The organism is Bradyrhizobium sp. P3_C3 (genome assembly GCF_056402655.1).
This window is the reverse complement of sequence record NZ_JBFUGY010000057.1, coordinates 20,841-35,692: the sequence shown is the minus strand read 5'-3', so window position 1 is coordinate 35,692 and position 14,852 is coordinate 20,841. Positions and strand designations below refer to the sequence as shown.

Below are 14,852 nucleotides of genomic sequence, written 5' to 3'. Positions count from 1 at the left end.
GCGGCACCGTCACACCGCAGACCATGGCGCTCACCGCGCGCGCCGTCGATCGCCTGCTGCTCGCGCTCGGCATCGTCCAGGCGCCGGTGCTGGGGCCACATGCGCCGGTCGAGCGCGCCACCGAATTGCTGGCGCTGCAAAGCCACGCGCAGGCGGTGTTCGCGACGCGGCGCGGCTGGTTCGAGCCCGCCGTCATGGTCGGCACGCGCGTTGCGGCCGGCGACGTCGCCGGCTGGTACCATGATTTCGAGCGCCCGGAGTTGCCGGAAGAGGTGCTGCGCTTCCCCGCCGACGGCATCGTAATCTCGCAGCGCCTGCACACCGACAGCCAGAGCGGCGACTGCCTGGTCCAGGTCGGCCGCGCGCTGTCGCGCGACGAACTATCGACGCGCTGAGCTTTGGAGACGCTAACGACTTCGATTACCCTTGGGATTCGATGAGCGATCAGGCAAAGCCAGGTTATGACGACGTGGTGCGCATTCCAGCGCCGCCCGGCCGCGCCAGCGCGAGCGGGCGGCCGCCGCGCATCGAGGAGGTCGCGGAGCGCGCGGGCGTTGCGCCGATCACGGTGTCGCGGGTGCTGCGCCACCCCGAGAAGGTCAATCGCGAGACCCGCGAGCGCATCCTCGAGGTGATCGAGGCGACCGGTTACGCCTCCAACCCGCATGCGCGCGCGCTGCGCTCGGGGCGGTCGAACGTGGTGATGGCCTTCGTCTCCAACATCCTCAGCCAGCAGTTCGGGCTCGCGGTGCGCAGCTTCGCCGCCACGCTGGAGCCGGAAGGCTTCGAGGTGCTGGTCGGCCAGACCTCCTACTCCTATGCCAAGGAAGTCGCGATGATCCAGTCGCTGCGCGGCATCCGCCCCGCAGCAGTGATGTTCACCGGCGTGATCGAGCTCGAGGAGAATCGTGCCGCGCTGCTCGAGCTCGGCATTCCCGTGATCGAGACCTGGGCGTTTCCGCGCGACCCCATCGACATGCTGGTCGGCCTGCCCAATGCGGATGCCGGCGCGATGGCGGCGCGCAGGCTGGCTGAAGCCGGACATCGCCGCGTCGCCTTCATCGGCCGCGGCAGCGGCCGTGGCGCACTGCGCCGCGACGGATTTCGGAACGCAGCGGCACAGCTGGGCCTCGAGATCGTCCACGAGATCGGCGTCGGTGAGATCACGGGACTGGCCGACGGCCGCGCCGCCTTCACCGCCCTGCTCGAACGCGGCGGCGACGTCGATGCGGTGTTCTGTGCCAACGATCTGCTCGCGACCGGCGCGCTGATCGAGGCCCGCGCCCGCGGCCTCTCGGTGCCGCGCGATCTGGCGCTGCTCGGCTTCGGCGACAACGACGTCGCCGATCAGATCACGCCCGGTCTCACCACCATCTCGTTCGATGCGGCGGCCGTGGGACGGATCGCGGGCGAACTGCTTCTGGCGCGGCTAGCAGGCACGCCGCGCGCCGAGCAGCGGCTCGCCGTCGAGCTGTTCCTGGTCGAGCGCGGCAGCGTCTGAGCGTTGCAGATCAGGCGATGGTCTTGAGATCCTGCTGGATCGCAGCCAGTAGCGATTGCAGCGCATCGCTGTTGACCGGCCTCGCCTCCGCCTTCGCAGGCTGGACCTTATCAGGCTGCGCAGCTTTGCCCGGACGTTTCGGGAATGGCGGTGGTGGCGCCGGCATCGCGGCTGGCGTGAAATCGCCCTCCTCGTCGACGTGGACGAACTTGCCATGGATGACGTCGTCGCGACGGCCCATGACGAACAGGGTCGCCCAATAGCCGGCAGCCAGAAGGATTACGCTGAAAATACCAATCTCTAACATCGCAGCACCTAAAATATGCGCGATGATTCAATGCCTTCGCTCAGCCGTCAATGAACCGACGGTCACACCTGCGGCTTTTGCGGGCAGGTGTGGCCGATCGGTCACTCTTTGTTAACCATCGATGTCCGGGGTGTGACGCCTTTGCAACTAGGCCTTGCAGCTAGAGCCCCGTTCCGGGCTCTAGCATCTAGTCTGACGCGTTTTCTTCACGCGAACCGGTACCCACTTCGCTCGAAAACGCTTTACGCCTTATCTTGCCCGACCCGCACCAGCTGCTTGCCGAAATTGGCGCCCTTCAGGAGCCCCATGAAGGCGCCGGGCGCGCTGTCCAGGCCCTCGGTGACGAACTCCTTGTACTTGACCTTGCCGTCGCGGACCCAGCCGGACATGTCGCGCAGGAAGTCGCCATGGCGGTTGGCGAAGTCGGAGACGATGAAGCCGCGGAAGGTGAGCCGCTTGGTCAGCGTCGCGCGCATCATGCTGGCCGCCCATTTCGGCGGCTTGGCCTCGGTGTCGTTGTAATGGGCGATCAGGCCGCAGACCGGCACGCGCGCGAACGGATTGAGCAGCGGAAACACCGCCTCGAACACGGCGCCGCCGACGTTCTCGAAATAGACGTCGATGCCTTTCGGGCAGGCAAACCTCAGCTTCGCGGCGAAATCGGTTTCGCGATGATCGAGGCAGGCATCAAAACCGAGCTCCTTCACCACGTAGTCGCACTTGTCCTTGCCGCCGGCGATGCCGACCGCGCGCGCGCCCTTGATCTTCGCGATCTGGCCGACGGCCGAGCCGACCGCACCGGAGGCACCGGCGACGACGACGGTCTCGCCTTCCTGCGGCTTGCCGATATCGAGCAGGCCCGTATAGGCGGTCATGCCGGGCATGCCGAGCACGCCGATGGAGGTCGAGATCGGACCGAGCTTCGGATCGACCTTGATCAGGCCCTTGCCGTTGGAGATTGCGTGCGACTGCCATCCGGTACGGGCTCGCACGATGTCGCCCTTGGCGAAATCAGGATTGTTGGAGGCCGCGACCTCGCTGACCGCCTCGCCCTCCATCACGCCGCCGACCGGCACAGGTGCTGCGTAGGACGGACCGTCACTCATGCGCCCGCGCATATAGGGATCGAGCGAGAGCCAGATCGTGCGCAGCAGGACTTCACCCGCGCCGGGCGCCGGGACTGCGAATTCCTCCAGACGAAAATCGGATGGCTTGGGTTCACCGACGGGACGTGCGGCGAGAACGATGCGCTTGGCTTGGGACATGGCTTCCTCCTGACTACTTGTTGCAGTCATTTAGGAGGTACGTGGGAATGAAGCAAATCCCAACACTCGCTGTCATCGCCCGCGAAAGCGGGCGATCCAGTATTCCAGAGGCGGCTGTGATTGAACCGAGAAGCCGCGGCGTACTGGATTCCCCGCTTCCGCGGGGAATGACACCGTCATCGAGGCGAGCGCGCCGAAACCGACGCGCAGCCGAATGCGGAGCGCCTAACCCGCGCCCGGATAGTTCGGGCTCTCGCGCGTGATCGTGACGTCGTGGACGTGGCTTTCGCGCAGGCCCGCGCCGGTGATGCGGACGAACTGGGCCTTGTCGTGCAGGTCCTTCATGTCCTTTGCGCCGACATAGCCCATCGCGGCGCGCAAGCCGCCGGCGAGCTGGTGCATGACGTTGCCGACCGGACCCTTATAGGGCACCTGGCCCTCGATGCCCTCAGGCACGAGCTTGAGCGTGTCCTTGATGTCCTGCTGGAAATAGCGGTCGGCAGATCCCCGCGCCATCGCGCCGACCGAGCCCATGCCGCGATAGGCCTTGTAGGAACGGCCCTGCCACAAGAACACTTCGCCGGGGGTCTCGTCGGTGCCGGCGAGCAGCGAGCCGACCATGGCGATGTCGGCGCCGGCGGCGAGCGCCTTCGCAAGGTCGCCGGAGAACTTGATGCCGCCGTCGGCGATGACGGGAATGTCGGACTTCTTTGCAGCTTCCACCGCATCCATGATCGCGGTGAGCTGGGGAACGCCGACGCCGGCGACGATGCGCGTGGTGCAGATCGAGCCCGGGCCGATGCCGACCTTGATGCAGTCCGCGCCCGCATCGATCAGCGCCTGCGCGCCCTCGGTGGTGGCGACGTTGCCCGCAACGACCTGCACGGAGTTGGACAGACGCTTGATGCGATTGACCGCATGCAGCACGTGACGGGAATGGCCATGCGCGGTGTCGACGACGACGAGATCGACGCCGGCATCGATCAGCCGCTCGGTGCGCTCGAAGCCGGTGTCGCCGACGGTGGTGGCGGCTGCGACGCGCAGGCGGCCCTGCGCGTCCTTGCAGGCGAGCGGATGGGCCACCGCCTTCTCCATGTCCTTCACGGTGATCAGGCCGACGCAGCGATATTGCTCGTCGACCACGAGCAGCTTCTCGATGCGATGCTGGTGCAGCATCCGCCGCGCCTCGTCCTGGCTGACATTCTCGCGCACGGTGACGAGACCGTCATGCGTCATCAGCTCGGAGACTTTTTGCCGGCGGTCGGTGGCAAACCGCACGTCGCGGTTGGTGAGGATGCCGACCAGCTTGCCGGGCGTGTTCTTGCTCGCACCGGTGACGACGGGAATGCCGGAGATGCCGTGGTCGCTCATCAGCTTGAGCGCATCGTCGAGCGTGGCCTCGGGGCTGATGGTGAGCGGGTTCACCACCATGCCCGACTCGTAGCGCTTGACCTGCCGGACCTGGGCGGCCTGCCCCTCGGGATCGAAATTGCGGTGGATGACGCCGAGGCCGCCGGCCTGCGCCATGGCGATCGCCATGCGGGCTTCGGTGACCGTGTCCATGGCGGACGCCATGATCGGGATGTTGAGCGGAATGGCGCGGGTGACGCGGGAGCGGATGTCGACCTCGCCCGGCATGACGTCCGACAGGCCCGGCTTCAACAGCACGTCGTCGAACGTAAAGGCTTCGCGAATGCCTTGAAGTTGCACCGTGGCCATCTGCCAACTCCTTCCTGCGGCCCTGCCGCAAATAGCTATGGATGAGCGCCGCCCTCAGCGTGCCTTGCGGCATCGCCGGAGAATCGGAGCCCATCGGTGGGGTTGACGCGGGTCGATAGCACGGCCACGCGACGAATCAAAGCAAATCGGACCGCCGGCCAGCCATGCACAGGCTTTTTAAGTAAATTCGGCGTGGATGGCCGGGCGGCGGCCACCCCTCGCCATTCCCCGGCGCGACGAAGTCGCGAGCCCGGAATGACGAGGGAGCGCGTGCACCCGCCGGCGAGGGTCACACCGTTGTTACGCAGGATTTAGGTGCTATGCGTTGATCCGCAATGGTCCCGGCGGAGCGGCGGTGATAAGCCGCAAGTCCACCTTTCCTTCTGATTTTCATTACCAATCCGTCATGGTCGACAAGCAACGCGTCATCCCGCTGATCGTGGCCACCGCTCTCTTTATGGAGAACATGGATTCGACGGTGATCGCCACCTCGCTGCCCGCGATCGCGGCCGACATCGGCACGAGCCCGCTGACGCTCAAGCTTGCCATCACCTCCTATCTGCTGTCCCTCGCGGTGTTCATCCCGGCGAGCGGCTGGACTGCGGACCGTTTCGGCGCGCGCATGGTGTTCGCGATCGCGGTCGGCGTGTTCATGGTCGGCTCGATCGGCTGCGCACTCTCGACCTCCGTCACCGATTTCGTATTCGCGCGCATCCTTCAGGGCATGGGCGGGGCGATGATGACGCCGGTCGGGCGCCTGGTGCTGCTGCGCTCAGTCGACAAGAGCGCGCTGGTCAACGCAATGGCCTGGGTGACGGTCCCTGCCCTCATCGGTCCCGTGATCGGCCCGCCGCTCGGCGGCTTCATCACGACCTATGCGTCATGGCACTGGATCTTCCTGATCAACATTCCGATCGGGCTGCTCGGCATCTTCATGGCCTTGCGTTTCATCGATCCCATCAAGAGCGAGACGCGGGAACCGTTCGATCTTTACGGCATGGTGCTCGCGGGCGTTGGCCTCGCCGGCATCGCGTTCGGTCTCTCCGTCGCCGGGCTCAATCTTCTGCCCTGGAGCACGGTCGCGGCCCTGGTCGTGGGCGGAGCGATCTCGATGACATTGTATGTCCTGCATGCGCGGCGGACGGGTTCGCCGGTGCTGGATTTTTCGCTGCTGAAGCTGCCGACGCTGCGCGCGGCCGTTTTCGGCGGCTTCATGTTCCGGCTCGGCATCGGCGCGCTACCGTTCTTGCTTCCGCTGCTGATGCAGATCGGATTCGGGCTGTCGCCCTTCCATTCCGGCCTCGTCACCTTCGGCTCCTCGCTCGGCGCCATGGGCATGAAGACGCTGGCCGCGCGCATCATCCGCACCTTCGGCTTCCGCAATTTGATGACGGTGAACGCGGTCGTCAGCGCGTTCTTCCTCGGCGTCTGCGCGCTGTTCACGGTGACGACGCCGCTGCTCATCATCTTGGTGATCCTGGTGGTCGGCGGCTTCTTCCGCTCGCTGGAGTTCACCGCGATCAACACGGTGGCCTATGCCGACGTCGAGACCGCGCAGATGAGCCGCGCCACCACGCTGGTCAGCGTCAACCAGCAGCTCGCCGTCTCCGCCGGCGTCGCGGTCGGCGCGGCCTGCGTGGAAACGACGATGTGGTTCAACCATGTCAGCGAGATCGACGCCACCGTGTTCGCGCCGGCCTTCATCGTGATCGCGCTGACCTCGGCGGCGTCGAGCTGGTTCTTCTGGCAGATGCCTGCCGATGCCGGCCACGAGATCTCCGGCCGCAAGGCGGTCGAGATCGCCAGCCGCAAGGGTGCCGCAAAGAGCGCGGCGACCGCCGCCGTCAAGACGGCGACGGAGGATACGCAGGACGTGCGGGACCAGCGGCTGGGCTAAGGCGCTATCAGGTCCGAGCGACGTCGGTCAGAACCCGACGTCGTAAAATCGTCCACGATGTGGCGGGCACGGGCGGCGTCCGCCGGCCGATCGGCCCAGCACTCGTGCCCAGCCGCCTTGACCTAGCTCAAGGAGCGAAAGCCGGACATGAGCCTCGATGACACCTGCAAACGGTGATCGAAGACCAAGCCATGGCTTTATTGGGACCGGATACTTCGTTCGGGAGCATACTTGATCCGATGGAACGGATCTCGGAGACTTTGTTCGGGCTGATCATGGCCCTTACCTTCATCTGCTCGCTTGGTGTCGCGACCGGGACCAATATCAATATTCAAACAATGCTAATCGGCGCACTCGGCTGCAATCTCGCATGGGGCATCGTTGACGGCGGTCTTTATCTGCTGGCGCGCATCAATGACCGGGGAAACAAGGTTCTGACCCTCCGCGCGATACGGAAGGCGCCGGATCCCGAAGCAGCGCGCCGCGTCATTGCCGACGCGCTGCCGCCGGAATTGTCGGCCATGCTGCCCGTAGAGCAGTTGGAATCGATGCGGAAACGGTTGCAACAATTGCCTGAGCCGGCTCCCGGTCCAGGGCTGATGAAGCGCGACTGGATCGGAGCGCTCGGCCTTTGCCTGCTGAGCTTCCTGTCGACCTTCCCGGTGGTCATCCCGTTCCTGTTCCTGAGCGACGCCAGACTGGCGCTGCGCGTCTCCTACGCCGTCGCCATCGTGATGCTGTTCTGTTGCGGTTACGTCTTTGGGGTTCGTAGCGGGCTGCGGCCTTCATTGGCGGGACTTGCGATGGTGGCTGTCGGTAGTACGCTGGTTGGCATCGCGGTCGCTCTGGGAGGATGATCGACTTGCGGCGACACGAAACATCGTTTCGGGGTGCAAGCGGCGCCTTATTTGCCGCGCTGGCCGGATTGTGGCTTGCACCCATGACCGGCGGTTTGGCGCTGGCCCAATCCTCGGCAGGGGCGCTCGGCCTCGGCAACCGCGGTTGGTCGGCGGCCGACACCACCCACGCAACGCCTGCCGACGAGCTCGAATTCAGCGCTCGCGCGGGGCTTGCATCCGACTACATCTATCGCGGGACCACGCTGTCCGATCATGGCCCCGCAGCCGGCGCCGCCTTCGAGACGCGATGGGGCCCGCTCTACGCCGGCACAACGGTCGCCACCGTCAAGCTGCCGACCCAACCGGCCGCCGAACTCACCTTTGCCGCCGGCGTGCGCCCGCAGATTGCCACGATCGATTTTGATCTTGGGGCGACCTATTTCGCCTATCCCGGTGAAAGACTTCCTGGCGAGACCAACGGCATCAATTATTGGGAGATCGTGGTCCGCGGCGATCGACGCATCGGCGATCAGTTCCGCGTCGCCGGCGGTTACGCCTATTCTCCGAACGTCTCGAACACCGGCGCCTGGAGCCAATATGTGGCGGCCGGAGTCGGCTTCGACGTGCCGGAGCGGCTTCTGCTGCAGAACCTGACCGTGTCGTTCACCACCGCCGCCGGCTATTCCTGGTTTGGCAACCAGACCTCGCAACTCGGCGGCTTCCCGCTGCCAGCCTATCTCAATTGGCAGGCCGGCGTGACGTTCACGCACAAGGCGCTCAACCTAGATCTGCGCTACTACGACACCAATCTGTCGAAGGAAAACTGCTTCGTCTTTACCGGCGATCCAAATGCGCGGCCGGGCGGCCGCGCCAATCCGATCACCAACCCGGACGGCCTGGTCTCGAACTGGTGCGGCGCGACATTCGTCGCCAAGGTCTGGTTTGCGTTCAACTAATTTAGGGAACCACCGTCGGCGGCAATATGCGGTAGAGCACGACACCCAGCCCGAGCGCGTCGCCCGTCAGGACGAGCTTTCCGCTATTGATCGTTCGCTGCAGCAATATCCTCTGCAGGTTGGGATCGGGGTGGGTCGGATCGGAATAGAACTTCGCCAGGTTGCTGGTATTCGCATCGATCAGGTAGCGCTCAATCGTCACGGTCGAGCCGTCGCTGAACGGCAGGTTGTCGACCTCAAGCGAAATCCCCTCCGGCGTCTCGGTCGAAATGTTGTTGCCGAAGACACGTGTCGGATCATAGTTGTAGACCATGATGTTCGCGGTCGAGTTAGCGCCATCCCAGGTCGCGAACGCGTTGAGGTGGGAGCCCGCCCCGCCGGTGAGAGCGGCCTGCACGCGCTGGCCGGACATCTTGTTGTACATCTTGAAGAGGTTCGCGACCGGCTTCGGGTAGTAGTCGGCCGGCTTGTCGCCGTGCGGCACCTTGTGCAGCAGGCTGGCCTGGCCGAGGAAAGGTGTGATGTTCGGATCCCCCTGGCCGTCGCCGATAATGAGGTACGACCCCATTGATATCTTCTTTTTCACGGCTTCGGACAGGAACGCCGCCGTCCAGGCCGCCCCCTTGTGCGAATAATTGACGTCAGTCGCCTCATAGGCCGTAGGGCCCCATTCCGACAGGAACAGTTTAACGTCGGGCATGTTGGCATTGTTCTTCTTCAAGGCGTCCAGCTTGGCCTTGGCCTTGTCGACCAGATTGTCGAAGAACGCGAAACCGCCGGTGCCGTCTGTCGAGCCGTAATAGTGGAACGAAAAACGATCGAGCCGCGCGTTGAATTTTGCCAAGTAGGTGTCTGCCAGCGGATTGAAGGTCTGGTCGAGGAAGACTTCCTCCAGCGTCGGAAGATTCTCCGCCGGATAATAGTTGAAGCTCAGTCCGACCAGGGCCGGCCCGGCCATTTCCAGCGTCTTGCCCTTATAACTCTGGTTGGCGGCGAGTTCGTTTCTGATGTTCACGATCGCCTGCGAGAAGACCTTCTGAACCGGCAAGAGCTGCCTGGGCAGACGGCGCGCATCAAGCCCGTAGGGGTACGACAAGGTCTGATCTTCGGCCTTGGACACCACGTGGGTCTGCAGCGGGGTCCACTGGTTGAGGACATACTTGGCCGGATCCATCCACCACAGCCAACGGCCCCATGACCCCAATGGCTTGAGCCTGTAGGCGGATGGATTGGTGTCGCTCCAGTTCTCCGGGGCTGAATCGGCGATATCAGCCTCGTTGCTGACCTCGAAGATGACGGATGACGCCCCGCCGTCGAACGATTTCTTCGCGATATAGCGCACGAGAGCGTTGGCGTATTTCTGGAAAAGTGCCGGAGCCGGCCCGTTCCGATTCCAACTCTCGCCAGGTCCGTATTGCACCAGGCGCGGCGGCATGAAGGCCGCGACCGCCACGTGAGGCGAGAGCCCGCGACCCAGGGCCCACTCAAGATGCCAGGCCAGAGGCTGGCAGTCGCCCGGATGGAAAACGCCGTCCTGCGTGTACCCGAACACATCGCCGGTCTGATCGACATCGCAATAGACATCGCTGAGCAGCAGGCGCGTCCGCTTCATGCCGGTATCGGTGATGATCTGGTTGAACTGGTCGAGAGCCTGCTCGGACGGGCTGTTCGCGCTCTGGTAGATCTTCTTGAGATCACCGAGATCGTCGTTGCCGCTGAGGCCGATATTGTAAGGCCTCTGGGTGCTGACCGTGATCGACGTCCCTGCACGCGACGTCGTCGCCGAAGCAAAGCCGAGCGACGCCAACGCCAGAAAGGAGACCGAGGCAAGGGACAGGCGATGCTTGCAAACGCGCAAGCGTTGTCGATGAAGGCACGGCATGGGATTGATCTCACCCGCTGAAATTGCAGATGATGGATCTATCAGCTCAAGATGTTATCGATGTGAATGTCATGCTCATGTGAGCGTGACACGTCAGCCCGGGTCCGGCTGCCCGCCGCGAAACCCCGTCGCCAGCACATAGCGCTCGGAGGAATCCTGCCTGCTGGCCGCGGGCTTCACATGCCGCACTGTCGCAAAATCGCGCTTGAGCTGGGCCAGCAGATCGGCGTCGGCGCCGCTCTGGAACGTCTTGGCCAGGAATGCCCCGCCCGGTTTCAGCACGTCGCAGGCGAACGCGGCCGCCGTCTCGATCAGGCCGACAATGCGGAGCTGGTCGGTCTTGCGGTGGCCGGTGGTGTTGGCGGCCATGTCGGACATCACGATGTCGGCGCCGCCCCCGAGCATCGCAGTGAGCTTCGCGGGTGCGTCGTTGTCCATGAAGTCGAGCTGCGCGAAGTCGACGCCGGCAATCTCGGGCATGTCCAACAGGTCGATCGCGACGACCTTGCCCTTGCCGTCGACCGAGCCAACGCGCTTGGCGGCGATCTGGCTCCAGCCGCCCGGCGCAGCGCCGAGATCGACCACGGCCATGCCGTGTTTCAGCAGGCGGTATTTGTCGTCGATCTCGAGCAGCTTGAACGCGGCACGCGAACGATAGCCGAGCGCCTTCGCCTTGACCACATAGGGATCGTTGAGCTGCCGCTCCAGCCACAGCTTCGACGACAATTTGCGCTTGCCGCCGGTCTTGACCTGGACGTGCAAGCGGCCGGTGGTGTCCTTGGCCATCTCACCAGCTCCTGAGTGCGCCGTCCTCGCGCATCATCTCGACCAGCATGCCTTCGCGCAGGCCCCGGTCGGCGACGCGCAGGCGCGGCAACGGAAAGGCGCGCCTGATAGCATCGAGGATGGCGCAGCCGGCCAGCACGAGATCGGCGCGCTCGACGCTGATGCAGCTGTTGTTGGCGCGCTCCTCGTAGCTCATGCCGAGCAGCTTGCTGATGGTCGCGGTGATGTCGGAATCGTTCATCCAGATGCTGTCGATGCGGCGGCGGTCGTAGCGCGCGAGGTTGAGATGGATGCCGGCGAGCGTCGTCACCGTGCCTGAGGTGCCGAGCAGGTGCATGTCGGCGAGATCGCCGCCGTGCGCTTCGGCGAACGGTGCGACGTGGTTGGCGACCTCCTGCTCCATCGCGGCATAGATTTCCGGCGTGACGTCGCGGCCGCCGAATTGCTCGGCCAGCGTCACGACGCCCAGCGGGATCGACATCCAGGCCTTGATGCGCGGCTCCGGATTTTGCGGATCGCGCTCGATCCGCACCAGCTCGGTCGAGCCGCCGCCGATGTCGAACAGGATCGCGCCCCGGCCCCTGGGGTCGACCAGCGGCGCGCAGCCGAGCACGGCGAGCGAGGCCTCGGTCTCGCGGTCGATCACTTCGAGCTCGATGCCGGTCTCGGCCGCGACCCGGCTACGGAAACCTTCCGCATTCGAGGCGGCCCGGCAGGCTTCGGTCGCGATCAGCCGCAGCCGCTTGGCTTTGCGCAAATTGATCTTGTCGCGGCAGATGCTGAGTGCGGCGACGGCGCGCTCGATCGCGGCCTCGCTGATGGAACCGGTCGCCGAGACGCCCTCGCCGAGCCGGATGATGCGCGAGAAGGAATCGACCACGCGAAAGCCGTCGCTGGTCGGACAAGCGATCAGGAGCCTGCAATTGTTGGTGCCGAGGTCCAGCGCCGCATAGACGCCGGTTCCCGGCGCTTGCGCGACGACGGCCGGTTCGGGGGCCAACGCCACCGCCGCCATCGACCCCTCCAGCCCACCGTGCGGCGCATGGCCGTCGCGGAGCCGCGTGTGGTCATTCATACAAATTGTCTTTCCGCGGCCCGATGGGGCCGATCTGGAATTGCTTTTTCGCCTGAAACATTAGCAGCGCGGCAAGCCTGCGCAACAACGCATCACATGGGACCATGCCCATTCGTGCGTTGTCGTGAACGGGACCGTGGGTTATTTTTGGAGGGTCCGGTCCTCCAGGCGCCCCCCAAAACGCGCGATTGCCGGCTTTTCAGGTCAATTCCATGCAAGAACACACCAAATCGTCCACGCTCGAAAACGCTATTGCACTGCAAAAATACGGCGTCGGGCAGCCGGTCCGCCGCAAGGAAGACGATACGCTGGTGCGCGGCAAGGGCCGCTACACCGACGATTTCAACCTGCCCGGCCAGGCCCATGCCGTGGTCGTCCGCTCCACCCATGCCCATGGGCTCATCCGCGGCATCGGGACCGACGCCGCCAGGGCGATGCCGGGCGTGCTGGGGGTGTGGACCGGCAAGGACCTCGATGCCGCCGGCTACGGCCCCTTCACCTGCGGCCTGCCGCTGAAGAGCCGCGACGGCTCCCCCCTGCTCCAGACCAACCGGCAGCCGCTGGCGACCGACAAGGTCCGTTTCGTCGGCGATCCCGTCGCCTTCGTGGTCGCCGACACGCTGGCGCAGGCGCGCGACGCCGCCGAAGCCGTCGAGCTCGATATCGAGCCGCTGCCGGCGGTGACCGATCCCGAGGAAGCCGCCAGGCCCGGTGCGCCGCTTCTCTATGACCACATCCCGAACAATGTCGCGCTCGACTACCACTATGGCGACATGGACAAGGTGAACGCGGCCTTCGCCAGTGCCGCCCACGTCACCAAGGTCGACATCGAGAACACCCGCGTCGCCGTCGTCTCGATGGAGCCGCGCGTGGGGCTCGCCTCCTACGACAAGAAGACCGAGCGCTACACCATCCAGATGCCGACACAGGGCGTTGCGGGCAACCGCGCCAACCTCGCCAAGAACCTGAAGGTGCCGAACGAGAAGGTGCGGGTCCTCACCGCCAATGTCGGCGGCTCCTTCGGCATGAAGAACGTCAATTACCCCGAATACATGTGCATCCTGTACGCGGCCAAGGAGCTTGGCCGCCCGGTGAAATGGCTCGATGAGCGCTCGACCAGCTTCCTCTCCGACAGCCATGGCCGTGCGCAGAAAATCCATGCCGAACTGGCGCTCGACGCCGAAGGGCACTTCCTCGCGGCAAAGCTTGAAGGCTACGGCAATCTCGGTGCCTACATCACCGGCGTCGCGCCAGGACCGCTCTCGCTCAACACCGGCAAGAACTTTTCGAGCGTCTACCGCACGCCGCTGATGGCCGTCGACATCAAGACGGTGCTCACCAACACCACGTTGATGGGCGCCTATCGCGGCGCCGGCCGGCCCGAGGCGAACTATTACATGGAGCGGCTGATCGACCGCGCCGCCGACGAGATGGGCATCAACCGGCTGACCTTGCGCAAGCGCAACTTCATCAAGCCGAACCAGATGCCATTCCCGGCCTCCTCCGGCGTCACCTATGACAGCGGCGACTTCCAGGCGGTGTTCAACAAGGCGCTCGAAATCTCCGACCACGAGAACTTCACCAAGCGCAAGAAAGAGAGCAAGAAGATCGGCAAGCTGCGCGGCATCGCCGTCGGCTCCTATCTCGAGGTCACCGCGCCGCCGAGCCCCGAACTCGGCAAGATCGTGTTCGATCCCGATGGCTCGGTACAGCTCATCACCGGCACACTCGATTACGGCCAGGGCCACGCATCAGCATTCGCGCAGGTGCTGTGCGCGCAGTTAGGGGTGCCGTTCGACAGCGTGAAGCTGGAGCAAGGCGACAGCGACATCGTCCACACCGGTAACGGCACCGGCGGTTCGCGCTCGATCACGGCGAGCGGCATGGCCATCGTGGGCGCCGCCAAGCTCGTCATCGAGAAGGGCAAGCGCGCCGCCGCGCACATGCTGGAAGCCTCCGAGGCCGACATCGAGTTCGCCGACGGCAGCTTCACCATCGCCGGCACCGACCGCAGCATCGACATCATGGAGCTCGCCAGGAAGCTGCATGACGGCAAGGTGCCGGACGGCGTGCCTGACAGCCTCGACGTCGACCATACCAGCGAGCCGGTGCCCTCGGCGTTCCCGAACGGCTGCCACGTCGCCGAGGTCGAGATCGATCCTGAGACCGGCGTGGTGCAGATCGTGCGCTACAGCGCCGTCAACGATTTCGGCACGGTGATCAACCCGCTGCTGGTCGCGGGCCAGCTTCATGGCGGCGTCGTCCAGGGCATCGGCCAGGCGCTGATGGAGCATGTCCGCTACGACGAGAGCGGCCAGCCGATCACGGGCTCGCTGATGGACTACGCGCTGCCGCGCGCGGAGGACGTTCCGAACATGACGGTCGGCGATCACCCGGTACCGGCCACGACCAATCCGCTCGGCAGCAAGGGCTGCGGCGAAGCCGGCTGCGCCGGCAGCCTGTCGACGGTGGTAAACGCGGTGCTCGACGCCCTCTCCGACTACGGCATCAAGCACATCGATATGCCGCTGACCCCGGAGCGGGTGTGGCGTGCGATCCAGGATGCTAAGGGTAACGCGGCGTAGGGGGAGTTCCGCGATCGTGACAACGCCGGGGGTTCGACCG

Annotated in this window: 11 protein-coding genes and 1 pseudogene; 6 read left to right on the top strand and 6 right to left on the bottom strand. The window is 64.9% G+C overall.

The annotated features are described in order from the left end of the window. Nucleotides 1-395: pseudogene (locus tag AC1DW2_RS38865) on the top strand (deacylase); the annotation flags it as partial. Nucleotides 396-436: 41 nt separating this feature from the next. Further along, on the top strand, nucleotides 437-1,501 hold the full coding sequence (locus AC1DW2_RS38860) for a LacI family DNA-binding transcriptional regulator (RefSeq protein ID WP_477008648.1): 1,065 nt from the start codon (nucleotides 437-439) through the stop codon (nucleotides 1,499-1,501). Nucleotides 1,502-1,511: 10 nt separating this feature from the next. On the opposite strand, the gene AC1DW2_RS38855 is transcribed toward AC1DW2_RS38860, so the two are convergent. The 3 genes from AC1DW2_RS38855 to guaB form a co-directional block, all read right to left on the bottom strand. Beyond that, the gene (locus AC1DW2_RS38855; protein WP_085402226.1) at nucleotides 1,512-1,808 is read right to left on the bottom strand and encodes a hypothetical protein; all 297 of its coding nucleotides are present in this window, start codon (nucleotides 1,806-1,808) and stop codon (nucleotides 1,512-1,514) included. A gap of 242 nt (nucleotides 1,809-2,050) precedes the next feature. After that, nucleotides 2,051-3,073 (bottom strand): NADP-dependent oxidoreductase, encoded by a 1,023-nt coding sequence (locus tag AC1DW2_RS38850; protein ID WP_477008647.1) that lies wholly within the window; start codon nucleotides 3,071-3,073, stop codon nucleotides 2,051-2,053. A gap of 225 nt (nucleotides 3,074-3,298) precedes the next feature. Continuing rightward, the gene (gene guaB / locus AC1DW2_RS38845) at nucleotides 3,299-4,792 is read right to left on the bottom strand and encodes an IMP dehydrogenase (protein WP_028150953.1); all 1,494 of its coding nucleotides are present in this window, start codon (nucleotides 4,790-4,792) and stop codon (nucleotides 3,299-3,301) included. Between the two features lie 406 nt (nucleotides 4,793-5,198). On the opposite strand from guaB, the gene AC1DW2_RS38840 reads away from it, so the two are divergent. From AC1DW2_RS38840 to AC1DW2_RS38830, 3 genes are all read left to right on the top strand, one after another. Next, entirely contained in the window at nucleotides 5,199-6,689 is a 1,491-nt protein-coding gene (locus AC1DW2_RS38840) for an MFS transporter (RefSeq protein ID WP_477008646.1), read from the top strand. Between the two features lie 239 nt (nucleotides 6,690-6,928). Further along, nucleotides 6,929-7,546, top strand: coding sequence for a VIT1/CCC1 transporter family protein (locus AC1DW2_RS38835; protein WP_477008645.1), 618 nt, complete (start codon nucleotides 6,929-6,931; stop codon nucleotides 7,544-7,546). A gap of 83 nt (nucleotides 7,547-7,629) precedes the next feature. Beyond that, on the top strand, nucleotides 7,630-8,484 hold the full coding sequence (locus AC1DW2_RS38830) for a TorF family putative porin (protein WP_477008644.1): 855 nt from the start codon (nucleotides 7,630-7,632) through the stop codon (nucleotides 8,482-8,484). Nucleotide 8,485: 1 nt separating this feature from the next. On the opposite strand, the gene AC1DW2_RS38825 is transcribed toward AC1DW2_RS38830, so the two are convergent. The 3 genes from AC1DW2_RS38825 to AC1DW2_RS38815 all read right to left on the bottom strand — a co-directional run bounded on the left by AC1DW2_RS38825 (nucleotide 8,486) and on the right by AC1DW2_RS38815 (nucleotide 12,227). After that, a complete protein-coding gene (locus AC1DW2_RS38825) occupies nucleotides 8,486-10,342 on the bottom strand; it encodes a hypothetical protein (RefSeq protein WP_477008643.1) in 1,857 nt (618 codons plus the stop codon). 117 nt (nucleotides 10,343-10,459) lie between these two features. Next, entirely contained in the window at nucleotides 10,460-11,152 is a 693-nt protein-coding gene (locus AC1DW2_RS38820; RefSeq protein ID WP_063983800.1) for an RlmE family RNA methyltransferase, read from the bottom strand. Nucleotide 11,153: 1 nt separating this feature from the next. Continuing rightward, entirely contained in the window at nucleotides 11,154-12,227 is a 1,074-nt protein-coding gene (locus AC1DW2_RS38815) for a Ppx/GppA phosphatase family protein (protein WP_135214313.1), read from the bottom strand. Between the two features lie 212 nt (nucleotides 12,228-12,439). On the opposite strand from AC1DW2_RS38815, the gene AC1DW2_RS38810 reads away from it, so the two are divergent. Next, complete coding sequence (locus AC1DW2_RS38810) at nucleotides 12,440-14,812, top strand: xanthine dehydrogenase family protein molybdopterin-binding subunit (RefSeq protein WP_477008642.1); 2,373 nt, start codon at nucleotides 12,440-12,442, stop codon at nucleotides 14,810-14,812. Nucleotides 14,813-14,852: the final 40 nt, after the last annotated feature.